Here is a 21,626-nt window from a genome sequence, read left to right as displayed (position 1 = left end):
GGGCCGATTCCGTGTCCTACGTTCGGGCGGAGCGGGCCTATTCCTCGATCTCGATGTGGGTCGGATCCAGGACGCGGCGCAGGAACTCCTTGGTGCGGGACTGCGTGGGGGCGGAGATGACCTGTTCGGCCACGCCCTCCTCCACCACGACGCCGCCGTCCATAAAGACCACGCGGTCGGCCACTTCGCGGGCAAAGCCCATCTCGTGGGTCACCACCAGCATGGTCATGCCTTCCTTGGCCAGGTTCCGCATGACCGAAAGGACGTCGCCGACGGTCTCGGGGTCCAGCGCGGACGTGGGCTCGTCAAAGAGCATCAGCTCGGGGTTCATGCTCAGCGCCCGGGCAATGGCCACGCGCTGCTGCTGGCCGCCGGAAAGCTGGTCCGGGAAACGGTCGGACAGGTGCCCCAGCCCCACGCGCTCCAGGTTGTGCTGGGCCACCTTATCCGCCTCTGCCTGGGACCTCTTCAGTACCTTGGTCTGGGCGATGGTGCAGTTCCGCTTGGCATCCAGGTGCGGGAACAGGTTGAACTGCTGGAACACCATGCCCACTTTGCGGCGCATTTTGTCGATGTCCACGTCGGGGTCGGTGGCTTCAAATCCGCCCACCTGGATGGCGCCTTCGTTGGGCTGTTCCAGCAGGTTGACGCAGCGCAGCAGGGTGGACTTGCCGGAACCGGACGGGCCGATCAGGCACACCACTTCACCCGGCGCCACGTCCAGGCTGATGCCCTTGAGCACTTCGTTGCTGCCGTAGGACTTGCGCAGATCCTTGATGGACACGCCTGCCGCGTGGACGGTGCCGGGGTTGCCGGGGGTGGAATTTACGACGTCGTTCATGGCTTCCCTGCCTATCGCTTGGTCCGCGCGGAGCGGCTTTCGAACTTCCGGGCCAGGAGGCTCAGCGGGATGGTGATGACCAGGTAGAAGGCACCGGCGACCAGGAGCGGCGTGAGGCCGGCGCCCAGGCTGGAGATGCCGTCGCGGCCGAACTTTGTCAGCTCGTACTGCGACGCGGTGAGGCCCAGGACGTAGATCAGCGAGGAGTCCTTGGTGAGCAGGATGACCTCGTTGGTCAGCGGCGGCAGCACGATCTTGAACGCCTGCGGGATGACGATGGAGACCATGGCCCGCCACTGCGGCATGCCCAGCGAGCGTGCGGCTTCCAGCTGTCCCTTGGGCACAGCCTGCAGGCCGGCGCGGAGGGTTTCAGCAATATATGCCGAGGCGACCATACCCAGCGAAACCATCACCACGATGGTCACGTTCCAGGAGACGCCGAAGGCCAGGGGGACGCCGTACCCGAAGGCGATGAACACGAGCAGTGCCGGGATGCCGCGGAAGAACTCGATGTAGCCGGTGGCGATCCAGCGGTACAGCGGGAAGCTGGAGAGTTTCATCAGGGCCAGCAGCAGGCCGCCGGAGAGGCCGACGACGAAGCCCAGGAAGGTGTAGATCAGGGTGTTTTTGAGGCCCACCAGGAAGATATCCGGGAACATCGGGCCGATCTTGCCGAAGTTGAAGACGCTGTTGCCGATGGTCTTCCAGTCCGTGGCCAGGGCGAGTGCGGCCACGGCCACAACGAAGATTCCGATCTGGACATACAGGCTCACTCTGGCCCGTTGACGTGCGGTCATTGCCATGGGGTGCTCACATTCATAGTGCGTGGCTGAGGCCCCGGACTTACTGCGGTACAGCGTGTCCGGGGCCCCGGCGGCGTGGTTCTCAGGGCGGCGAAGGCCTCAGTTGCCTGGGGCCGAAGCGCTGGCTACTTGGCGACCTCGCCGAACCAGGTGGTCTCGAACTTCTTGAGGGTTCCGTCGTCGGTCAGGCGCTTGAGCGTTCCGTTGACCTTTTCGGCCATGGCGGTGTTGCCCTTTTTGATGGAGATGCCCAGCTGCTCACCGGTGGCGAACTTCTCAACGGCCTTGAACTTGGGCGCATCCTTGATGGCGTAGCCCAGGACGGACTGGTTGCCCAGGGCTGCGTCCACGGTGCCGGCCTGCAGGGCCTGGACCAGGAGGCCGGTGTCCTCGAACTGCTGGGCGTCCAGGCCCTTCTCGGCTGCGTAGTCGGCGCCGGTGGTGGCCTGCTGGACGCCAACCTTCTTGCCCTTGGCGTCGTCCAGGCTCTTGATGCCGGAGTCCGTGCTGGCCACGAGCGCCAGGTCGTCGTCCAGGTACGGGGTGGAGAAGTCCATGACGGACTTGCGGGTGTCCGTGATGGAGATCGAGGAGATGGAGACGTCGCACTGGGTGAGCGCTGTGCCGGTCTCGATCGCTTCGAAGGAGCTGTCCACAACGCTCAGTTCGGCTTTGAGGTCCTTGGCGACCTCCGCGGCGATGTCCATGTCGAAACCGACGGTCTTGCCGTCCTTCTGGAATTCGAACGGCTCGTAGGGGACGTCGGAGCAGACTGTGAGCTTGCCGGCATGGATGAGCTGGATGCCGCCTTCGGACGCTGCCGGGGTGGTGCTGCCGCCGCAGGCCGTAAGGGTGAGGGCGCCGGCGGCGAGGATTGCTGCTGCCTTGGCGGTCATTTTGGCCGTGGCCAGGGACTTGAGCTGCATAATTCTTACCTTTTGTTGCAGGGGTATGCGGTACTAAATCGGTTCATAGTGTAGCGCCGAACAAGAGATGTGCATCACAGGAAACTTAGTTTCACTATTGGATAACTAAACTACCGCTGATTTCAAGACTAGGCGAGGGGAAGGTGTCTGCGATTCCGGACACCCCGCCCGGGTGGCCGCCAAAACTAGCTGTTGATACCCAGCGACTCAAGCATCGGCCGGAACTTGGCCCACGTCTCGGCCAGCTCGGCCTCGGGCTGGGAACCGTCGACTATGCCGCAGCCGGCATACAGACGCACCGTATCCGGCGACTCGATTACTGCACCCCGCAGGGCGATGCCCCACTCGCCGTTGCCGGCCGCATCCAGCCAGCCCACCGGCCCGGCATAGGGTCCGCGGTCCAGGTGTTCCAGCTTGCGGATCAGCGCACCCGCCACCAGCGTCGGTGTGCCGCAGACAGCGGCTGTCGGGTGCAGGGCGTTGATCAGGGCCAGGCAGGTGGGGACGTGTCCCTCCACCTCGGCGAGTTCCGCCTTCACGTCCGACGCCAGGTGCCACACGTTGGGCAGTTCCAGGATGAACGGCTCGTCGTGCGCGTTCATGGCCTCGGAGAACGGCGCGAGCTGTGACGTCAGCGACTGGATGGCGATCTCGTGCTCGTGCCGCTGCTTCTCGGACCCGGCCAGCACGCGTTCCGCGTAATCCATGGGGATTCCGGCCTCGCCGTGCGCGTCGCGCCGGTCCAGCGTCCCGGCGAGCACGCGCGCCTGAGCGGTGCGCCCCTCCACCTGGATCAGCATCTCCGGCGTGGCCCCCACCAGCCCGTCCACCCCGTACGTCCAGCATTCGCGGTACCGTGCCGACAGCTCGCGGAGCACCCGGGCTGCATTCACTCCGGTGGGAACCGTGGCCACGATGTCTCGCGCCAGCACCAGCTTCTCCAGCGCTCCGGTCCGGATTTCCTCCACGCCGGCGGCGACGGCGGCCATCCAGTCCTCTTCGCTCAGGGACCCCGTGTGCAGCGTTGCGCCAGCGGCCAGGGGCAAAGGACGTACGACGGCGTGACCCGCCTTTGCGGATACGGCAGGGGAGGTGCCGTCCCCGGTTGAGATAACTGCCGGCGCCGTACCGCCGCCCAACGTGGCAGCGGCACCAGTGCTGCCGCTGCTGAGCCAGCGCTCCAGGGCGGCGAGGGCGCCCGCCTCGGTGAGCGCGCCGTCGTCGAACGTTAACTGGGTGACCCAGTAGCGGCCGTCCCGGACGCCCACCACGATTTCCGGCACGATCAGCCGGGACTCATGGGCGGATTTTTTGGAGAACGCGAACGAGCCGAAAGCCACCGGGCCAGTACCGGGCAGTTCCACCGAATCAGTGATCTCGGCTTCCAGGACCAGGTGGCGCCACCAGATGTCGGCCTCCAGGAAGCGCTCGGGGCCCGTCGCGGTGAACCGGGCGATCTCGCCGAAGCCCACCAGTCCGGCCTCGCGGCGGGTCCAGCAGAGGACATCGTCCCGGACCAGAAACTGAGGCAGCCCCCCGGGAGATGCTTTTCCATCCAGGGGGACTGTCAAGGTGCGGAACGTGCTCGTCATGATGAGATAACAGTACTCCCGGGCGCGGGGACTCCCCGTAACCGGCCTCCGGCGGCGGAAACCGCCCGTGGTTAGGGGGCCTGCTGAACATTTGAGACAATGGCTGAGTGAACCGAGCATCCTTGGATAAGCGTCCGGACGAAGTAGCCACGATGTTTGACGACGTCGCACCTAAATACGACGTCGTCAACGATGTCCTCTCCATGGGGCAGACCCGCCGCTGGCGCAAGGTTGTGGTGGAAGCCATGGAAGTCACAAGGGGCCAGCGGGTGCTCGACCTGGCCGCCGGAACCGGCACTTCCAGCGAGCCATATGCCGATGCAGGCATAGACGTGGTGGCCTGCGATTTCTCGCTCGGAATGCTCAAAGTGGGCAAGCGCCGCCGCCCCGACATCAACTTTGTTGCCGGTGACGCCACCAACCTGCCCTTCGCTGACAACTCCTTTGACGCCAGCACCATCTCGTTCGGGCTGCGCAACGTCAATGAGCCCAAGAAGGCCCTGGCCGAGATGCTCCGCGTCACCAAGCCCGGAGGCAAACTGGTCATCGCCGAGTTCTCGCAGCCTGTGGTTCCGCTGTGGCGCACGATGTACACCGAATACCTCATGCGTGCCCTGCCCGCCATCGCCGTGAAGGTGGCCTCCAACCCGGACGCCTACGTCTACCTCGCCGAGTCCATCCGCGCCTGGCCGGACCAGGACCACCTGGCCGCGTGGCTGCAGGACTCCGGCTGGGAAAAGGTCACCTACCGCAACCTCACAGGCGGGATCGTGGCCATCCACCGCGCCACCAAACCGGCGGACTCAAGCCCCGACGGCGGTGCGGCCGCCATTGCCGCGAACAAAGGCCCCGTCGCCAAGCTTCGCCGCAACATCGTCCGCTGAACGGCGTGAATGTACTGATTGTCGGCGCGGGGCCTGCCGGCTCCACCGCCGCGTTTTACCTTGCCAAGGCCGGCATCAGCGTGACCGTCCTGGAAAAAACCAGCTTCCCGCGCGAGAAGGTCTGCGGCGACGGCCTCACCCCACGGGCCGTCCGCGAAATCCAGAAGCTTGGCCTGCCGCACCCGGAAGCGGAGGGCTGGCGGAGGAACAAAGGTCTGCGCCTGATCGCCGGCGGCCGCACCATCGAGCTGCCCTGGCCCGAGGTCTCCGATTTCCCGCAGTACGGCCTGATCCGTACCCGCCTCGGGTTCGACGAGGAACTCGCCCGCCACGCCCACGCCGCCGGCGCCGAGATCCTTGAGCGGCACAGCGTCACCGAAGCCCTCCGCTCGGAGGATGGCCGCGTGACCGGAGTCCGCGCAGCGCTCCTGGATGAGTCCGGACGCAAGACGGGGGAGACGTGCGACTTCAGCGCCGACGTCGTCCTCGCCGCGGACGGCAACTCGACGCGGACCGCCGTGTCGCTGGGCATCCAGAAGCGCGACGACCGGCCCCTCGGCGTCGCCGTCCGCACCTACTTCACCTCGCCCCGAACCGACGACGACTGGATGGAAGGCTGGCTGGAGCTCCCCGGCCGCGACGGAAAACTGCTCCCCGGTTACGGCTGGGTGTTCGGCGTCGGCGACGGCACCTCCAACGTGGGCTTGGGGATCCTGAACTCGTCCAAGGACTTCGGCAAGCTCGACTACAAACAGGTCCTGCGCGAATGGACCGCTGGCATGCCCGCCGACTGGGGCTTCACCCCGGAAAACCAGGTGGGCGAAATCCGAGGTGCCGCGCTGCCCATGGGCTTCAACCGCACCCCGCACTACTCGCCCGGACTCCTGCTCCTGGGCGACGCCGGCGGCATGGTCTCCCCGTTCAACGGCGAGGGCATCTCCTACGCCATGGAGTCGGCGCGGTTCGCGGCCGAGTTCATCATTGACGCCTCCTCGCGCTCTTATGCCGCGGGCGGAATGTACGACGCCGATGCGCACCTTTCCGGCTACGCGGACTATGTTCGGGGCCAGTGGGGATCGCACTTCACGCTGGGCCGGGCCTTTGCCGCGCTGATCGGAAAGCCCGCCGTCATGAAGCTCGCGCTGCGGACCGGGATGCCCATTCCCGTGCTGATGCGCTTTGTGGTGCGGCTGCTTGCCAACCTCACCGATCCAGCCGCGAAAAGCTTCGAGGACCGGGCCATCCGCGTCCTGGAGTCGCTGGTTCCGGCCACATCCAATACACCGTCGGCCTCGAATCAGCGGTATCCGCAACAAAAAGTTAGGGTTAACCCGTGACCAACTCCGCAGACCACAGCTGGACGCACGCCGGGCACGGCCTGCCGGACTCCGAACCCAGCCTCAACACCACCGCCATTGCCACGGGACTTCAGCTGCCCGCAGGCTTCGCGGCGATCGCGGAGGACGCCGAGCTGGGCCCCGCCATCACCAACAACCTGGCGCGGGTGGAAAAGAAGCTGCGCGAAGCCATCGCCAACTCGGACCCGCTGGCTGACGCAACGTCGCGTCACCTCGTGGAAGCCGGCGGCAAGCGCATCCGGCCGCTGCTGACACTGCTGTGTGCTCACCTGGGCGACGCTTCACTGCCGGCCGTGGTGCAGGCCGCCGTCGTGGTGGAACTGACCCACCTGGCAACGCTCTACCACGACGACGTGATGGACTCGGCCCCGTTCCGCCGCGGCGCCCCCACGGCCCACGAGGTCTGGGGCAACTCCGTGGCCGTCCTCACGGGCGACCTCATCTTTGCCCGCGCGTCCATCCTGGTGTCCGAGCTGGGTTCGCGTGCCCTCGGCATCCAAGCCCGCACGTTCGAGCGCCTCTGCCTCGGCCAGTTGCACGAAACCGTTGGCCCGCGTCCCGACGAGGACCCGGTGGAGCACTACCTCTCCGTCATTGCCGACAAGACCGGGTCCCTGGTTGCCGCCTCCGGCCAGCTGGGTGCCATCTTCGCCGGCGCCGATCCCACCTACGAGGACGTCCTGGTGGAGTACGGCGAGAAGGTGGGCGTGGCCTTCCAGCTCGCCGACGACGTCATTGACGTCACCGGCATCAAGGTCAAGTCCGGCAAGTCCCCGGGGACCGACCTCCGCGAAGGTGTTCCCACGCTGCCGGTCCTGCTCCTGCGGCGCGCCGCAGCGGATGGCGACCAGTCCGCCGTCGAACTTTTGAAGCTGATTGACGGCGACCTGACCTCCGACGACGCCCTGGCCGCCGCAGTTGCCGGGCTGCGCGAGCACCCCGTCACCGCCGAGTCCTGGGTAGTTGCACGCCGCTGGGCCGACGAGGCCATTGCCGCGCTGGCGCCACTGCCGGAGGGTGTTGTGAAGTCCTCGCTGTCGAACTTCGCCTTGGCTGTGGTGGACCGCGCCAGCTAGTTCTTTATGGGGGCCTGGCCCGGGTTATCGCCCAGGCCAGGCCTTTGGCTTAAACGGAATAGCCCCGATTCTCAGCAACGATACGAGTCATACGTTGCGTCGAACCGGGGCTATTTCTCCGTTCGCATCAGATCCGCCGGAGGCGTTTAGCGGATCCGTGAACAGTCTATGACAGCTTTGTCACAAGATGCAAGTCCCTTGTTACTGCGCGTGTCACGAACTTTTCGGCCTGTCGTGGGGCACATTGGCGGGCAGCAAGCGCATTCCGCGCTGGAGTGGCGGCGTGTCCGTGTCGAAGTGCCCCAGGACGGCGGCGTTGTCCACATGGCGCAGCCTGGATCTGCCCTCTGCTGTGGCCGGCGGGCACCGTGGAGTCATGGATATTGAGAGTTTTCTCGCTCCGCGGAGCGTGGCCCGGGCTTCGACGCTCCATAAGGCCGGATTTTCCAGGGCCTACATCGACAAAGCACTGGCCGCCGGGCGCATCGTACGGATCCGGCGGGGCGTCTACAGCATGCCGCGGCAGGCGGATGTACTCGGCCTGGCGCTGGAGCACAACGCCCTGCTGACCTGCTTGTCAGCCGCACCCACGTACCAGTTATGGACGCTGCATGACCCGGGTTCTGTGCACCTGAGCCCAGGGCATAAGAAGGCCCCGCCTGGGACGGTGCTTCACGGGAGGTGTGGACATCCGCCGCACAGATGGCTGCCCGTGGCGGGCCTGGCCGACGTCCTCATTCATGCTCTGCGATGCCTGCCCGCGGTGGAGGCGCTGGTTATGGTCCAGTGCGCAGCCCAGCGGGGAGACGTCACGGTGGATTTCCTGCGGCGGAAGCTCCCTGGGAACCGCAACGCCCGCGCCAGGTCCCTGTTGGACTACGTAATCCCTCGGGCGGATTCCGTACTGGAGGTGCTGGCCAACTACCACTTCCGGCGGGCGGGGCTCCACATCCGCAGGCACGTAGAGCTTTCGGGCGTGGGCGAGGTGGACTTCCTCATTGAGGATTGCCTCGTGGTGGAGACCGACGGCAGCACCCATTTGGAGCCACGGCAAGTAAAGAAGGACCGAAAGCGGAACAACGCCACCCTGATCGGCGGGCGTCTTGGCCTCAGATTCGGCTATGACGACGTCGTCCATCACCCTGAGCGGATGGTGGCAGAGGTGTTGGCGGTACTGGAGCTGTGCCGGCAGGGAGGCTTCGGCGCGCGTTAAGGCCGGTCGTGGGGCACATTGGCGCCCTGCAAGCGCATTCCATGCTTCATTGACGGCGTGTCCGTGTCAAAGTGCCCCGCGACGGCGGCAGAGCCAGCCACCAAGCCCCAGGAACCCCTAGTCTTCCTCGTCGTTGAAAGCCCACTCGAACATGTCGAAGACAAACTCCGAGAACGTGCCTTCCTCGGACTTCCACTGGGCGCGGGCGTTGTTGCGGCGGTAGACGATGGGGTCCGGGACGCCGAGGTCGCCCACTCGGAAGCCCCAGGTGAACTGCTCTTCCTCGTCCTCCAGGAACATCAGGAAGCCCTCGTCGTCCACTTCGAGTTCCTCGGGGTCCCAGAAGTAGTGGTACGCCTCCATCAGGTCCTCGCAGCCGCCAAGGGCCAGGTAGAACTCGCGCAGGACCAGGGGGATCTGGAATTGGTGTTCGTCGAGGGCGGAGTCAAGCTCGTCGGCGGACAGCCCGTCCTCTTCCTGCCATTCGTCTTCGAGATACTTCGGAACAAGCGCGCGGAACTTCTCGAGGAACATGTCAGTCATGGTCATATCGTAGCTAATTCCGGGGTGCTCCCGAGCCGCGCCCAGCCCCACCAGCCCCATCAGTGCCAGCGGAACCGTCCACACCCCGCCGGTGCCAGCCGTGCACTGCGAGCGGAACGTACCAGGAGCGGCGCCACGCGATGACACGGAAGGTGAACACCACGGCCGCCACAGCGCACGCTGTCAAAGCGTTGAAGGAACCGGTCACCCAGAGGAAAGTGGTCAGGGCCGCGCCGCTGAAAGCGGGGAGTGCGTACAGGTCGCGGGGGTCGAACAGCTGGGGCACCTCATTGGCAGTGATGTCCCGCAACAGGCCCCCGCCCACCGCCGTCGTCACCCCAAGCAGCACAGCGGCAACCGGGTTCATCCCCAGCGTCAGCGCCTTCAGCGTGCCGGTGATACAGAACAGTGCCAGCCCGCCGGCGTCGAACAGGGTCAGCAGCGAGGTGAACCGCTGGACGCTGGAAAACAGGAAGTAGACCAGCACGGTGGCAAGGACGGGAGGTGCCAGGTATGCCGGGTTGGTGAACGCGGCCGGGGTGGTGTTCAGGATGATGTCGCGGATCACGCCGCCGCCCAACGACACCAGGGAGGCCAGAAGCAGCGAGCCGACCAGGTCGAACTGTTTCCGCGCCGCGAGCAGGGATCCGGAGACGGCGAAGAAGAAGACGCCGGCCAGGTCCAGCCAGACCAGGGCGATGTCAAAAGGGAATGTCATGGAGCGTCCCGGCGTATTTCAAGAGGGCGGACAGGGCGGCTCCAACGTTACGCTAGCGGGTATGAACAGCCCCATCATGATCGCCTGCGCCCACGGAACGTCCAGCCCGCTGGGTGCTTCCGAGGTCAACGGCCTCCGTGCCGACATCGCCGCCCTGCGCCCCGGCCTGGATGTGCGGGAGGCATACGTTGATGTCCAGGACCCGGACCTCGTTGACGTCATGGCAGGGCTGCCGGAGGGCGAGCCGGCGGTGATTGTGCCCCTGCTGCTCAGCGTGGGCTTCCACACCAAAGTGGACATCGCCAAGGCGGCGCGAGGCCGCGAGGGCAGCAGCGCGTCAGAACCCCTCGGCCCGGACGCCAGGCTGGCGGAGATCCTCGACCAGCGGCTGCGCGAGGCGGGGGCCACCGAACACGACGCCGTGGTGCTGGCGGCCGCAGGATCCACCAACCCCAAGGCCTCAGCCAGCGTTGAAAAGCTCGCCGAACACCTCAGGGAGCTTCGAGGCAACCGGATTGTGCCCGCCTATGGCGCCGCTGCGAAGCCTTCAGTGCCCGACGCCGTTGCCTCCTTGCGTGCCGCATATCCGGGCGGCGGACAAGGACGGGTAATCATCGCCTCCTATCTCTTGGCGCACGGCTTCTTCCACGACCAACTGGCGAAAGCCGAAGCCGACATCGTGACGGAACCGCTGCTGCCGTCGCGGCTCATGGCCGAGATCGCGCTGGACCGCTACGACGCCGCCGTCGCCGTCGCCAGCACCGAAGCGGCCGCCGCCACCGGACAGGAAGCGGCGGGGCCCTAAGCGGGCCGGAAGGCGCCTCAACAGCACAGCAAAGGGGGCCCGCGGTGCCCCCCGCCGATGCACAGCCCGGGGGCATCTTCAAGGCCCTTCGGCGGTTCATGACGAAATATTTCCCTAGGTGACTTAGCGTTTCCCGACCCTTTGTGACGCTATTCAGGTGGGACCTACAGTCGATGCATGACTGATACAGCTCTAGCCGGAGCGTCTGCGGACCCCGCTACCCCCAAGCGCCCCGCACGCACCTCCACCCGCCCCGCTGCAAAGCCGCACGGCCAGTGGAAAGTGGACGGAAAAACCCCGCTGAACGCCAACGAAACCTGGAAACAGGAAGACGACGGCCTTAACGTGCGCGAGCGTATCGAGTCCATCTACTCCAAAGAGGGCTTCGACTCCATCCCCGGCCAGGACCTGCACGGCCGCTTCCGCTGGTGGGGCCTGTACACCCAGCGCAAGCCCGGGATCGACGGCGGCAAGACCGCAACGTTGGAGCCGCACGAGCTCGAAGACAAGTACTTCATGCTCCGTGTGAGGATCGACGGCGGTGCGCTCACCACCGAGCAGCTGCGCGTCATCGGCCAGATTTCCGTTGATTTCGCCCGGGATTCCGCCGACCTCACCGACCGCCAGAACATCCAGCTGCACTGGATCCGCGTGGAGGACATCCCCGAGATCTGGACCCGCCTCGAAGGTGTTGGCCTGTCCACCACCGAGGCCTGCGGCGACGTGCCCCGTGTCATCCTGGGCTCCCCGGTGGCCGGCATCGCCAAGGACGAGATCATCGACCCCACCCCGCTGATCGCGGAACTGGGGGAGCGGTTCATCGGCAACCCGCTGCTGTCCAACCTGCCGCGCAAGTACAAGACCGCCATCACCGGCCACCCCAGCCAGGACGTGGTCCACGAGATCAATGACTTCGCCCTGGTGGGTGTGAAGCACCCCGAACTGGGCATCGGCTACGACCTCTGGGCCGGCGGCGCGCTGTCCACCAACCCGATGCTCGGCAAGCGGCTCGGCGCCTTCGTCCGCCCCGAGGAAGCCGCCGAAGTATGGCTCGGCGTCACCAGCATCTTCCGCGACTACGGCTACCGCCGGATGCGCACCAAGGCCCGCCTGAAGTTCCTGATGGCCGACTGGGGTCCGGAGAAGTTCCGCCAGATCCTCGAGGACGAATACCTGGGCTACAAGCTGGCCGACGGTCCGGCCGCGCCCAAGCCCACGTCCCCGGGTGACCACATCGGCGTGCACGAGCAGAAGGACGGCAAGTTCTTCATCGGTGCCACCCCACTGGCCGGCCGCCTGTCCGGCGGTCAGCTGGTGAAGCTCGCGGACACCCTTGAGGCCCGCGGCTCGTACCGCCTGCGCACCACCCCGCACCAGAAGCTCGTGGTGCTGGATGTCGCCAAGGACCAAGTTGAGCCGCTGGTTGCCGAGCTGGACGCCCTGGGCCTGTCCGCCCGCCCGTCCGTGTTCCGCCGCGGCACCATCGCCTGCACCGGCATCGAATACTGCAAGCTGGCCATCGTAGAAACGAAGGTCACCGCGGCCACCGCCGTCGCCGAGCTGGAACGCCGCCTGGCGGACCTCGCGGCGTCCGGTGAACTGCCGCACGCCCTGTCCCTGCACATCAACGGCTGCCCCAACTCCTGCGCCCGCATCCAGACCGCGGACATCGGCCTCAAGGGCATGATGCTTCCAACGCCCGACGGCGACCCCACCCCGGGTTTCCAGGTCCACCTCGGCGGCGGGCTAGCTTCCACCGACCGCGAAGAGGCAGGCCTGGGACGCACCGTCCGCGGCCTCAAGGTCTACGTCGAGGACCTGCCGGACTACGTCGAACGCGTCGTCCGCACGTTCGTTGCCCAGCGCGCCGAAGGCCAGACCTTCGCCGAGTGGGCCCACGCAGCAGATGAGGAGGCCCTCCAGTGAGTAAACACGCAGCGGGTATCGACCCGGTGGTTGAGCCTGTCGAAACCAAGCCCACCCTCCGCACCCACGACGAGCTCAAGGCCATCGCCGAGTCCGGCGCCGCCGAGCTCGGCTGGGACGCCCCGGCCCGCGACGTGATCGCCTGGGTGGAGCGCAACTTCGACCTCTCCGCAGTGGCCGTCGCCTGCTCCATGGCCGACGCCGTCCTCCCGGCCCTGGTCGCTGACCAGATGCCCGGCGTCGACGTCCTGTTCCTGGAGACCGGCTACCACTTCCCGGAAACCTACGCCACGCGCGACGAGGTGGCCGCGAACCTGCGCGTCAACGTCGTTGACGTTCTGCCGGAGAACACCGTGGAGCAGCAGGACCGGCTCCTCGGCAAGGACCTCTTTGCCCGCGACGCAGCCCAGTGCTGCGCCCTCCGCAAGGTGGCGCCGCTGCGCCGCACCCTGGCCGGCTACGAACTCTGGTTCACCGGCGTCCGCCGCGACGAGGCCCCCACCCGCACCAATACCCCGCTGGTGACCTGGGACCACGTCAACGGCCTGGTCAAGGTCAACCCGGTGGCCGCGTGGACGTTCGACCAGCTGGTCCAGTACTCCGATGACAACCTCCTGCCGGTCAACCCGCTGCTTTCCCAGGGTTACCCCTCCATTGGCTGCCAGCCCTGCACCCGGAAGGTGGCACCGGGCGACGATCCCCGCGCCGGCCGCTGGGCAGGGACCGACAAGACAGAATGCGGACTACACGTATGAGCACTTTCCTAACTGAGGAGACCATCCAGGTGACTGAAGCCGCCGTATCCACGCGCCTCTCCAGCCTGGACGCCCTCGAGTCCGAAGCGATCCACATCATCCGCGAAGTCGTGGCCGAGTTCGAGAAGCCCGCGCTGCTGTTCTCCGGCGGCAAGGACTCCGTGGTGATGCTGCACCTGGCCACGAAGGCGTTCTGGCCGGGCAAGGTGCCGTTCCCCGTGCTGCACGTGGACACCGGCCACAATTTCCCCGAGGTCATCGACTTCCGCGACCGCACCGTCGAGCGGCTGGGCTTGAAGCTGGTCGTCGGCTCCGTGCAGGAGTTCATCGACCGCGGCGAGCTGGCCGAGCGCGCCGACGGCACCCGCAACCCGCTGCAGACCGTCCCGCTGCTGGACGCCATCCAGAAGAACAAGTTCGACGCCGTGTTCGGCGGCGGCCGCCGCGACGAGGACAAGGCCCGCGCCAAGGAGCGCATCCTGAGCCTCCGCGACGAGTTCGGCCAGTGGGACCCGCGCAACCAGCGCCCCGAACTGTGGAACCTCTACAACGGCCGCCACACCGTGGGCCAGCACGTCCGCGCGTTCCCCATCAGCAACTGGACCGAGCTGGACATCTGGCGCTACATCGAACGCGAGAACATCGAGCTGCCGGGCCTGTACTACGCCCACGACCGCGAAGTGTTTGCCCGCGACGGCATGTGGCGCGCGGTGGGCGAGGTTTCCCAGCCGCTGCCGCACGAGGAAGTCATCACCAAGACGGTCCGCTACCGCACCGTGGGCGACATGTCCTGCACCGGTGCCGTTGAATCGGCCGCAGCCACCGTGAGCGACGTTGTGATCGAAGTTGCCGCCTCCACCATCACCGAACGTGGCGCCACCCGTGCAGATGACCGCATCTCCGAGGCAGCCATGGAAGACCGCAAGAAGGATGGGTACTTCTAAATGAGCACCGACACATTGGCCGCTGAGCTGGAAACAGCCCTGCCCACCACGCTGTTCCGCTTCGCCACGGCAGGATCGGTCGACGACGGGAAGTCCACTCTGGTGGGCCGCCTCCTGCACGACTCCAAGGCGATCCTCGCTGACCAGCTCGACGCCGTTGCCCGCACCTCCGCGGACCGCGGCTTCGGCGGCGCGGGTGCCACCGGCACCCAGGCGATCGACCTGGCCCTCCTGACAGACGGCCTGCGCGCCGAGCGGGAGCAGGGCATCACGATCGATGTGGCCTACCGCTACTTCGCCACGGACCAGCGCAGCTTCATCCTGGCCGACTGCCCCGGGCACGTGCAGTACACCAAAAACACGGTGACCGGCGCGTCCACTGCGGATGCCGTCGTCGTACTCATTGACGCCCGCAAGGGTGTCCTGGAGCAGACCCGCCGGCACCTGTCCGTGCTGCAGCTGCTGCGCGTGGCGCACGTGATTGTGGCCGTCAACAAGATCGACCTCGTGGACTTCAGCGAGTCCGTGTTCCGCGAAATCCAGGCCGACGTGCAGCAGGTGGCCCGCGAACTGGGCATCGGCGCGGCTGCGCTGGGGACGGCTGACCACATCGACGACCTGCTGGTGATCCCGGTGTCCGCCCTCGACGGCGACAATGTGGTGGACCGGTCCGAGCGCACCCCCTGGTACGACGGCCCGGCCCTGCTGGAGGTCCTCGAGACCCTGCCGGCCGCGGACGAGATCGACACTCAGCTTGAGAGCTTCCGCTTCCCCGTGCAGCTGGTCATCCGGCCGCAGGGTGCGCTGGCGCCCGACGCCGTTGCAGGCGGCCTGGACGTGGAGGCCTACCGTGACTACCGTGCGTACGCTGGCCAGATCACCGAGGGTTCCGTCAAGGTGGGGGACAAGGTGTCTGTGCTGACGCCCGGCCAGGCCTCCCGCACCACCACGGTAACCGGCATCGACTTCGCCGGTGAGTCCCTGGAGGAGGCGTTCGCGCCGCAGTCCGTGGCCATCCGCCTGGCCGAGGAATTCGACGTCGCCCGCGGTGACACCATCGCCGCCGCCGGAACCGTCCGCGAGTCCTCCGCCGACCTGTACGCAGCCCTGTGCTGGCTCTCGCCCAAGCCTTTGCGGGAAGGTGCCAAGGTGCTGGTCAAGCACGGCACCCGCACCGTCCAGGCGCTTGTACGCAACGTCAGCGGCAAGCTGGACCTCGCGTCCTTCAAGCTGGAGGCGGCGTCAAGCCTGGAGCTGAACGACATCGGCCACGCGCAGCTCCGGCTCGCCGCACCGCTCCCGTTGGAGAACTATCTGCACCACCGCCGCACCGGCGCGTTCCTGGTGATCGACCCGCTGGACGGCAACACGCTGGCCGCGGGCCTGGTCAAGGACCACCCGGGCGACCACGAGGACGAGCGCTACTCGATCTGACGTTGGCCTCACCCGTGAGGTCGCCGGAAACATGCGAGGTCGCCGCAAATGCGCGGCGACCTCGCATGTTTCCGGCGATTTCCTCGTTTCGGGACCCCTACGGTGCTTGCCACCCGCTGCCTCGCCCACCATCATCGACAGGAGGAGGCGAACCGGTGGAGACCATCAACCCCAAGCTCATCAGCTGGGCCTCGATCCTGGACGCCAAGACCCTTGACCAGGCGCTGGCCGCCTCCACGCTGCCCTTCATCTACCCGCATCTGGCCCTGATGCCGGACGCGCACCTGGGCAAGGGCGCCACCGTGGGTTCGGTGATCCCCACCCTGCACGCCATCATTCCGGCCGCCGTCGGCGTGGACATCGGCTGCGGCATGATCGCCGTGCGGACCCAGTACTCGGTGAAGGACCTGCCCAGGGACCGGAAGCGGCTGCGCGAGGACATCGAGCGCGCCATTCCGCTGTCCGCCGGCCACAACAACCGGAGAGTCCTGGCCACCGCCGAGCCGCGGATTGCCGAGCTCAAAAGGCTGGCGGCCAAGGCAGGCTTCAACCCCGCCCAGTACGTCGAAAGGTGGGAGCTGCAGCTTGGCTCCCTGGGTTCGGGCAACCACTTCATCGAGGTCTCCGCCGACGAAACCGGCGCCGCCTGGCTGTTCCTGCACTCCGGCTCCCGCGGCGTAGGGAACAAGATCGCGCAGCACCATATCGGCGTCGCCCAGCAGGTGACGCGGAAGCGGGGGACCAAACTGCCCGACCCCGACCTCGCCTACCTGGACGAAGGCACACCCCAGTTTGATGCGTACATCAGGGAGCTCCGCTGGGCCCAGCACTTCGCCCTGCTGAACCGCGAGGAAATGATGGACCGCGTGATCGCACAGTTCGGCCACTGGGTGGGCGGCCATGTCACGGAACGTGAGCGGATCAACTGCCACCACAACTTCACACAGCTGGAGATGCACTACGGCAAATCCGTGTGGGTCTCGCGCAAGGGGGCGATCAGGGCCGAGCCGGGCGATCCGGGACTTATTCCGGGGTCCATGGGGACGGCGTCGTACGTGGTGGACGGCCTGGGCAACCGCGCCTCGCTGAACTCCTCCCCGCACGGGGCCGGCCGCGAGTACTCCCGGACTGCGGCCCGCAAGACGTTCTCGCTGGCGGAACTGAAGGAAGCCATGCACGGCATCGAGTTCCGCCCCAGCGACGCGTTCATCGATGAGATCCCGGCGGCCTACAAGCCCATCGACGTCGTGATGAGGGACGCCGCGGACCTCGTCAAGGTGCGGCACAAGCTGCGGCAGCTGGTCAACGTTAAGGGCGACTGAACTGCGCGAACCGCGTCTCCCAGCCACCGAATGTGACGCTAGATGAACTCGCGTGACCCAGCGTTTCTGCTTCATTGAACGGGTAATCGGCACTCCCTATGGTGAAACAATGACTAGTTCCAAGCCCGGGATGACCCGGATCGTGGCCGGTGAAAGCGCGGTGCCCAGGCACAAGCGTGCCGTCGAGGCTGCGCTGGCCATCGGGCTGGTCCTGCTGATCGCCGTGGGCGCCGTGGTGGCGTCCAGCGTTTCGCGTAACACTGACGCCCAGGCTGCCACGCCGTCGCCCACTCCCGCTGAAGAACTGAAGCTGGGCTACTTCGGCAACATCACCCACGCCGCTGCCCTGGTGGGCATCAACCAGGGCTTCCTGGCCAAGGAACTGGGCAGCACCAAGCTCAGCACTGCTACGTTCAACGCCGGGCCGGCCGCCATCGAGGCCCTGAACGCCGGCGCCATCGACGCCGCCTACATCGGCCCCAACCCCGCCATCAACTCGTTCGTCAAGAGCGGCGGGGAGTCGGTGAGCGTCATTGCCGGTGCCGCGGCCGGCGGTGCCCAGCTGGTGGTCCGGCCGGACATTAATTCCGCCGCGGACCTCAAGGGCAAAACCCTCGCCACGCCCCAGCTCGGCGGCACCCAGGACGTCGCGCTGCGCGCCTGGCTGGGCTCACAGGGCTACGACACCAACGTGGACGGCAGCGGCGACGTCGCCATCAACCCCACGGACAACGCCCAGACGCTGAAGCTCTTCCAGGACGGAAAGCTCGACGGCGCGTGGTTGCCTGAGCCGTGGGCCTCGCGTTTGGTGCTCCAGGCCGGAGCCAAGGTCCTGGTGGATGAAAAGGATCTCTGGGACGGTTCAGCGTCCGGCAAGCCGGGGGAGTTCCCCACCACCATCCTGATCGTCAACAAGACCTTCGCGGCGGAGCACCCGGACACGGTCAAGGCCCTCCTCCGGGGCCACGCCAAGTCCGTTGCCTGGCTCAATGACACCCCCTCCGCGGAGAAAGCGGCCGTCATCAACGCCGCGCTGCAGGAATCCGCCGGCGCAGCCCTCCCGGCGGACGTTATCGACCGGTCGCTGAAGAACATCATTTTCACCGTGGATCCGCTGGCCGGGACCTATCCCAAGCTGCTCAAGGACGGGGTGGCGGCCGGCACCACCAAACAGGCCGACATCAACGGTCTGTTCGACCTCCGGGCCCTGAACGAAGTCACCGGAAAGTCCATCTCCGCAGCCAACCTCGGCCAGGACTGACCACCAAGCACTGCATCACCCAGCAACCGCACCACCAACCTAAGGACGGGACCATGCCAGTCGTACTGGAAAACCTGGGCAAGCGCTTCGGCGACGGCGCCCCGGTGCTGGACGACGTCAACGCCACCATCGCGTCGGGCGAGTTCGTCGCCCTCCTCGGTGCCTCCGGCTGCGGCAAATCCACCCTGCTGAACATCATGGCGGGACTCGAGGCCCCGACGTCGGGCGCCCTGGAAGTGCCCAGCGACGGCGCGGCGTTTATGTTCCAGGACGCCGCCCTGTTCCCCTGGCTCACGGCCCGGGAGAACATCGAGCTGGCGCTGCAGCTGCGCGGCGTGGGCAAGGCCGAGCGCCGTGCCAAGGCCAACGAGTTGCTGGAGCTGGTGCACCTCGGCGGAGCAGGGGACAAGCGCCCGCACGAGCTCTCCGGCGGCATGCGCCAGCGTGTTTCACTGGCCCGATCCCTGGCCCAGGACCGGCAGCTGCTGCTGATGGACGAGCCTTTCGCGGCCCTGGACGCCATCACCCGCGACCTGCTGCACGATGAGCTGGAACGCATCTGGAAAGAGACCGGGCGGACCATCGTTTTTGTCACCCACAACGTCCGCGAGGCCGTTCGGCTGGGCCAGCGCGTGCTGCTGCTGTCCTCCCGCCCGGGCCGCGTGGTCGAAGAGTGGGCCGTCACCGAGGAACACCGAACCGACGCCGGCCTGGCCGGACAGCTGACCGGGGTCATCACCGCCCGGCTCCGGGAGGAGATTCGCCGCCATGCCAAATAACCCCACACCCCTCGCCGAAAGCGAGCCGGTAATCGAGGCTGTCGAGACCCAGCCCGAGTCCCGCCACATCCACGCTGCCCTGACGCGGACGTCCACCGGGCATGAGGACCTGCGCCAGCTGGAAGCCGGCCTGGATTCCCTGCAGTCCGACGCCGCGCGTAAGACCCGCGTCGACTGGAGCCGTATCCTGCTGCCCATCGCGGCCCTGGTGGTTCTGGTCCTGGTCTGGCAGTTCTACGTTTCCCTTGGCGTGAAGCGCCGCGACCTGGTGCCCGGCCCGCTCGACGTGCTGGGCCAGGTCGGAGTCCTGTGGGGCGAAGGCAAACTCCAGGAAGCCGTGTGGACCTCGCTGCAGCGTGGGCTGGTCGGGTTCCTGATCAGCGTTGCCATTGCCACCCCGGTGGGGCTGCTGCTGGCCCAGGTAGCTCCGCTCCGCCGTGCCTTTGGACCACTGATTTCCGGTCTGCAGGTGCTGCCTTCCGTGGCATGGGTTCCGGCTGCGATCATCTGGTTCGGCCTCACCGACGCCACCGTCTACTTTGTGGTGTTCATGGGCGCCATCCCGTCCATCATCAACGGCCTGATCTCCGGCGTGGACCAGATCCCGCCGCAGTACCGCCGCGTGGGCACAGTCCTGGGCGCGAACCGGTTGCAGATGGCTGTCCAGATCATCCTGCCCGCAGCCCTTCCCGGCTACCTTGGCGGGCTGAAGCAGGGCTGGGCGTTCTCGTGGCGCTCCCTGATGGCGGCGGAAATCATTGCCGTGGGCGGCACCATCGGCTTCGGCCTCGGCTCGCTGCTGGACCAGGGCCGCGTCCTGTCCGACATGACCGTGGTGATGGCGGCCATCCTCCTGATCCTCGGCGTCGGCATCCTGATCGAACTGCTGGTGTTTGCGCCGATCGAGAAGCGCCTGCTCCGAAGCCGCGGCCTCCTCTCCGGAAGCACCCGCTAACCCGACCACCCACACAGCGTCACAGCAGAGCCCGACGGCGAGTCCCGCCGTCGGGCTTTGCTGTCTGTTGGCGCGACGTCATTGCCCCGACCCGCCGGACTGGGGCACTTTGACACGGACACGCCGCAGTTTGGGAAGGTCGGCGCCGAAATCCCCGCCAATGTGCCCCACGACGGCGTGGCAGCGCGTCTGGCAGACTGGCGCCATGGCCTCCGGACCTCCACCTCATCCCACTGCCGCCGCGTTCCTCGCCCGGCTGCACGACCTGCAGTCCGACGACGAACACCGGAAGTACCAGCGCTACTTCAAGACAGGCCCGGGAGACTACGCCGAAGGCGACTTCTTTATCGGCGTGCGGATGGGGCAGGTCTTCGATCTCGGCAAGGAATTCGTGGCCATGGAGCTGCCGCAGATTGAGGCGCTCCTGGACGAGGACATCCACGAGGCGCGGGCCGGAGCCGTCAAGATCATGGCACTCCAGGCGTCCGGCAAGAAGGCGACCGAAGACCGCCGCCGGGATCTTTACGGGCTGTACCTGCGCCGCCACGACCGGATCAACAACTGGGACCTAGTGGACCTGGGCGCCGGACGGGTTGTGGGCGGGTGGCTCGTTGACAAGCCCCGCGACGTCCTTTACGGCCTGGCCCGCTCAGCCAATCTGTGGGAGCGGCGGACGGCCATCGTGGCGACTTCGTGGTTCCTGCGGACCGGCGACGTCAAAGACACGTTCGCCATCGCCGAACTGCTCCTCGACGACAAGGAGGACCTGATCCACAAGGCAACCGGCGGCTGGCTCCGCGACGCCGGCCGGAGCGACCGGCCCCGGCTGCTGGAGTTCCTGGACGCGCACGCAGCCACGATGCCGCGGACGGCCTTGCGCTACGCGATCGAGCACCTGGACAAGCCGGACCGGGACCACTACCTGAGGTTGAAGAACGCCTAGTCTTCCGGGAACGGCGGTGGACCCAGGAGCTCAATGCCGCCATTGAGCCGCCCGGATTCCCGGATGCGGCCGAAATCAACAACTCCTGAAGCCTCACCGGCAGCGAGCGGTTCACTGGCGCCGAAGTAGAACGCCTGGGCACCGCCGGGGGTGTGCAGGCACAGCACGCGGGTCCCCTCCTGCGTGACCTTGAATGCGTGCGGGACGCCTCTAGGCGCAATGGTCACCCCGCCCGCAGCGACCCGGTGCTCGGTGCCGTCCATGTTCATCAGGATCTCGCCGCACAGGATGTACATCGTCTCGTCGGAGTCGGGGTGGGTGTGCAGGGGCGTGACCTTGTTGAGTTCCATCTCGTCTTCGAAGAGCAGGAACGCCCCGGCGGTGTCTTCTTCCGTGGCCTTCCAGGTCTGCACGCCTCCGCCGAAGAACCAGCGTCTGGCCCCTTCACCGGGCTGCCGGACAATTGCGGATGCTGAATTCTTTGTCTCCATGGTGGCCGCCTCGACGCTGATGGGCTTATGGGACTAATGTCCCATAACAAGACTGGA

The 21,626-nt window shown here is 66.6% G+C and carries 21 protein-coding genes; 14 read left to right on the top strand and 7 right to left on the bottom strand.

What is annotated here, in order from left to right:
- Nucleotides 1-37 precede the first annotated feature (37 nt).
- The 4 genes from ABV518_RS14330 to ABV518_RS14315 form a co-directional block, all read right to left on the bottom strand.
- A complete protein-coding gene (locus ABV518_RS14330; RefSeq protein ID WP_367767840.1) occupies nt 38-841 on the bottom strand; it encodes an amino acid ABC transporter ATP-binding protein in 804 nt (267 codons plus the stop codon).
- Nucleotides 842-852: 11 nt separating this feature from the next.
- Nucleotides 853-1,644, bottom strand: coding sequence for an amino acid ABC transporter permease (locus ABV518_RS14325; RefSeq protein ID WP_367767838.1), 792 nt, complete (start codon nt 1,642-1,644; stop codon nt 853-855).
- A gap of 125 nt (nt 1,645-1,769) precedes the next feature.
- The gene (locus ABV518_RS14320; RefSeq protein WP_367767836.1) at nt 1,770-2,570 is read right to left on the bottom strand and encodes an ABC transporter substrate-binding protein; all 801 of its coding nucleotides are present in this window, start codon (nt 2,568-2,570) and stop codon (nt 1,770-1,772) included.
- Between the two features lie 185 nt (nt 2,571-2,755).
- Nucleotides 2,756-4,162 (bottom strand): isochorismate synthase MenF, encoded by a 1,407-nt coding sequence (locus ABV518_RS14315; protein ID WP_367767835.1) that lies wholly within the window; start codon nt 4,160-4,162, stop codon nt 2,756-2,758.
- A gap of 107 nt (nt 4,163-4,269) precedes the next feature.
- Between ABV518_RS14315 and ABV518_RS14310 the strand changes: the two genes are divergently transcribed.
- From ABV518_RS14310 to ABV518_RS14295, 4 genes are all read left to right on the top strand, one after another.
- A complete protein-coding gene (locus ABV518_RS14310; RefSeq protein ID WP_367767833.1) occupies nt 4,270-5,046 on the top strand; it encodes a demethylmenaquinone methyltransferase in 777 nt (258 codons plus the stop codon).
- 5 nt (nt 5,047-5,051) lie between these two features.
- Entirely contained in the window at nt 5,052-6,383 is a 1,332-nt protein-coding gene (locus ABV518_RS14305; RefSeq protein WP_367767831.1) for a geranylgeranyl reductase family protein, read from the top strand.
- Nucleotides 6,380-7,480 (top strand): polyprenyl synthetase family protein, encoded by a 1,101-nt coding sequence (locus ABV518_RS14300; protein ID WP_367767829.1) that lies wholly within the window; start codon nt 6,380-6,382, stop codon nt 7,478-7,480. Before ABV518_RS14305 ends, ABV518_RS14300 begins: the two co-directional genes overlap by 4 nt.
- Nucleotides 7,481-7,856: 376 nt before the next feature.
- Nucleotides 7,857-8,693, top strand: a complete 837-nt coding sequence (locus ABV518_RS14295; RefSeq protein ID WP_367767827.1) for a type IV toxin-antitoxin system AbiEi family antitoxin domain-containing protein — start codon at nt 7,857-7,859, stop codon at nt 8,691-8,693.
- A 117-nt stretch (nt 8,694-8,810) separates the two neighbouring features.
- Here ABV518_RS14295 and ABV518_RS14290 read toward each other — a convergent pair whose 3' ends face one another.
- Together ABV518_RS14290 and ABV518_RS14285 are read right to left on the bottom strand one after the other, a co-directional pair.
- Entirely contained in the window at nt 8,811-9,236 is a 426-nt protein-coding gene (locus ABV518_RS14290) for a hypothetical protein (protein ID WP_131131179.1), read from the bottom strand.
- Between the two features lie 13 nt (nt 9,237-9,249).
- Complete coding sequence (locus ABV518_RS14285) at nt 9,250-9,954, bottom strand: trimeric intracellular cation channel family protein (protein WP_367767825.1); 705 nt, start codon at nt 9,952-9,954, stop codon at nt 9,250-9,252.
- Nucleotides 9,955-10,015: 61 nt separating this feature from the next.
- Here ABV518_RS14285 and ABV518_RS14280 point away from each other — a divergent pair, with 61 nt between their 5' ends.
- The 10 genes from ABV518_RS14280 (at nt 10,016) to ABV518_RS14235 (ending at nt 21,078) form a co-directional block, all read left to right on the top strand.
- Nucleotides 10,016-10,759 carry a sirohydrochlorin chelatase gene (locus tag ABV518_RS14280; RefSeq protein ID WP_367767823.1) on the top strand — a complete coding sequence of 248 codons (744 nt, stop codon included), beginning with the start codon at nt 10,016-10,018 and terminating at the stop codon, nt 10,757-10,759.
- A 177-nt stretch (nt 10,760-10,936) separates the two neighbouring features.
- On the top strand, nt 10,937-12,685 hold the full coding sequence (locus ABV518_RS14275) for a nitrite/sulfite reductase (protein ID WP_367767821.1): 1,749 nt from the start codon (nt 10,937-10,939) through the stop codon (nt 12,683-12,685).
- Between the two features lie 26 nt (nt 12,686-12,711).
- Nucleotides 12,712-13,440 carry a phosphoadenylyl-sulfate reductase gene (locus tag ABV518_RS14270; RefSeq protein WP_131131855.1) on the top strand — a complete coding sequence of 243 codons (729 nt, stop codon included), beginning with the start codon at nt 12,712-12,714 and terminating at the stop codon, nt 13,438-13,440.
- On the top strand, nt 13,437-14,384 hold the full coding sequence (cysD, locus tag ABV518_RS14265; protein WP_367767819.1) for a sulfate adenylyltransferase subunit CysD: 948 nt from the start codon (nt 13,437-13,439) through the stop codon (nt 14,382-14,384). The genes ABV518_RS14270 and cysD overlap by 4 nt, the downstream gene beginning before the upstream one ends.
- Nucleotides 14,385-15,818 carry a sulfate adenylyltransferase subunit 1 gene (locus tag ABV518_RS14260; protein WP_367767817.1) on the top strand — a complete coding sequence of 478 codons (1,434 nt, stop codon included), beginning with the start codon at nt 14,385-14,387 and terminating at the stop codon, nt 15,816-15,818. It begins immediately after the preceding gene.
- A 155-nt stretch (nt 15,819-15,973) separates the two neighbouring features.
- A complete protein-coding gene (locus ABV518_RS14255; RefSeq protein WP_367767815.1) occupies nt 15,974-17,140 on the top strand; it encodes an RtcB family protein in 1,167 nt (388 codons plus the stop codon).
- A 130-nt stretch (nt 17,141-17,270) separates the two neighbouring features.
- On the top strand, nt 17,271-18,401 hold the full coding sequence (locus ABV518_RS14250) for an ABC transporter substrate-binding protein (protein WP_367768269.1): 1,131 nt from the start codon (nt 17,271-17,273) through the stop codon (nt 18,399-18,401).
- A gap of 53 nt (nt 18,402-18,454) precedes the next feature.
- Entirely contained in the window at nt 18,455-19,180 is a 726-nt protein-coding gene (locus ABV518_RS14245) for an ABC transporter ATP-binding protein (protein WP_131131183.1), read from the top strand.
- The gene (locus tag ABV518_RS14240; protein ID WP_367767813.1) at nt 19,170-20,135 is read left to right on the top strand and encodes an ABC transporter permease; all 966 of its coding nucleotides are present in this window, start codon (nt 19,170-19,172) and stop codon (nt 20,133-20,135) included. The genes ABV518_RS14245 and ABV518_RS14240 overlap by 11 nt, the downstream gene beginning before the upstream one ends.
- A gap of 205 nt (nt 20,136-20,340) precedes the next feature.
- Nucleotides 20,341-21,078 carry a DNA alkylation repair protein gene (locus ABV518_RS14235; protein ID WP_367767811.1) on the top strand — a complete coding sequence of 246 codons (738 nt, stop codon included), beginning with the start codon at nt 20,341-20,343 and terminating at the stop codon, nt 21,076-21,078.
- Here ABV518_RS14235 and ABV518_RS14230 read toward each other — a convergent pair.
- Nucleotides 21,075-21,569, bottom strand: a complete 495-nt coding sequence (locus tag ABV518_RS14230) for a cupin domain-containing protein (protein WP_367767809.1) — start codon at nt 21,567-21,569, stop codon at nt 21,075-21,077. The two genes, ABV518_RS14235 and ABV518_RS14230, sit on opposite strands and share 4 nt — an antisense overlap.
- Nucleotides 21,570-21,626 lie beyond the last annotated feature (57 nt).

The organism is Arthrobacter sp. HS15c (assembly GCF_040812005.1).
In the GTDB taxonomy this organism is placed as follows: Bacteria; Actinomycetota; Actinomycetes; order Actinomycetales; family Micrococcaceae; genus Arthrobacter.
Note: the sequence above shows the minus strand (reverse complement) of the source record. Positions and strands in the feature narration are given on the sequence as shown.

What these genes read in the sequence shown, in the direction of transcription:
- ABV518_RS14280 (WP_367767823.1), top strand. Translation starts at nt 10,016, where the DNA reads ATGAACAGCCCCATCATGATCGCCTGCGCCCACGGAACGTCCAGCCCG.
- ABV518_RS14275 (WP_367767821.1), top strand. Translation starts at nt 10,937, where the DNA reads ATGACTGATACAGCTCTAGCCGGAGCGTCTGCGGACCCCGCTACCCCC.
- ABV518_RS14315 (WP_367767835.1), bottom strand. Translation starts at nt 4,162, where the DNA reads ATGACGAGCACGTTCCGCACCTTGACAGTCCCCCTGGATGGAAAAGCA.
- ABV518_RS14250 (WP_367768269.1), top strand. Translation starts at nt 17,271, where the DNA reads ATGACCCGGATCGTGGCCGGTGAAAGCGCGGTGCCCAGGCACAAGCGT.
- cysD (WP_367767819.1), top strand. Translation starts at nt 13,437, where the DNA reads ATGAGCACTTTCCTAACTGAGGAGACCATCCAGGTGACTGAAGCCGCC.
- ABV518_RS14290 (WP_131131179.1), bottom strand. Translation starts at nt 9,236, where the DNA reads ATGACTGACATGTTCCTCGAGAAGTTCCGCGCGCTTGTTCCGAAGTAT.
- ABV518_RS14245 (WP_131131183.1), top strand. Translation starts at nt 18,455, where the DNA reads ATGCCAGTCGTACTGGAAAACCTGGGCAAGCGCTTCGGCGACGGCGCC.
- ABV518_RS14320 (WP_367767836.1), bottom strand. Translation starts at nt 2,570, where the DNA reads ATGCAGCTCAAGTCCCTGGCCACGGCCAAAATGACCGCCAAGGCAGCA.
- ABV518_RS14260 (WP_367767817.1), top strand. Translation starts at nt 14,385, where the DNA reads ATGAGCACCGACACATTGGCCGCTGAGCTGGAAACAGCCCTGCCCACC.
- ABV518_RS14230 (WP_367767809.1), bottom strand. Translation starts at nt 21,569, where the DNA reads ATGGAGACAAAGAATTCAGCATCCGCAATTGTCCGGCAGCCCGGTGAA.
- ABV518_RS14235 (WP_367767811.1), top strand. Translation starts at nt 20,341, where the DNA reads ATGGCCTCCGGACCTCCACCTCATCCCACTGCCGCCGCGTTCCTCGCC.
- ABV518_RS14330 (WP_367767840.1), bottom strand. Translation starts at nt 841, where the DNA reads ATGAACGACGTCGTAAATTCCACCCCCGGCAACCCCGGCACCGTCCAC.
- ABV518_RS14240 (WP_367767813.1), top strand. Translation starts at nt 19,170, where the DNA reads ATGCCAAATAACCCCACACCCCTCGCCGAAAGCGAGCCGGTAATCGAG.
- ABV518_RS14285 (WP_367767825.1), bottom strand. Translation starts at nt 9,954, where the DNA reads ATGACATTCCCTTTTGACATCGCCCTGGTCTGGCTGGACCTGGCCGGC.
- ABV518_RS14325 (WP_367767838.1), bottom strand. Translation starts at nt 1,644, where the DNA reads ATGGCAATGACCGCACGTCAACGGGCCAGAGTGAGCCTGTATGTCCAG.
- ABV518_RS14295 (WP_367767827.1), top strand. Translation starts at nt 7,857, where the DNA reads ATGGATATTGAGAGTTTTCTCGCTCCGCGGAGCGTGGCCCGGGCTTCG.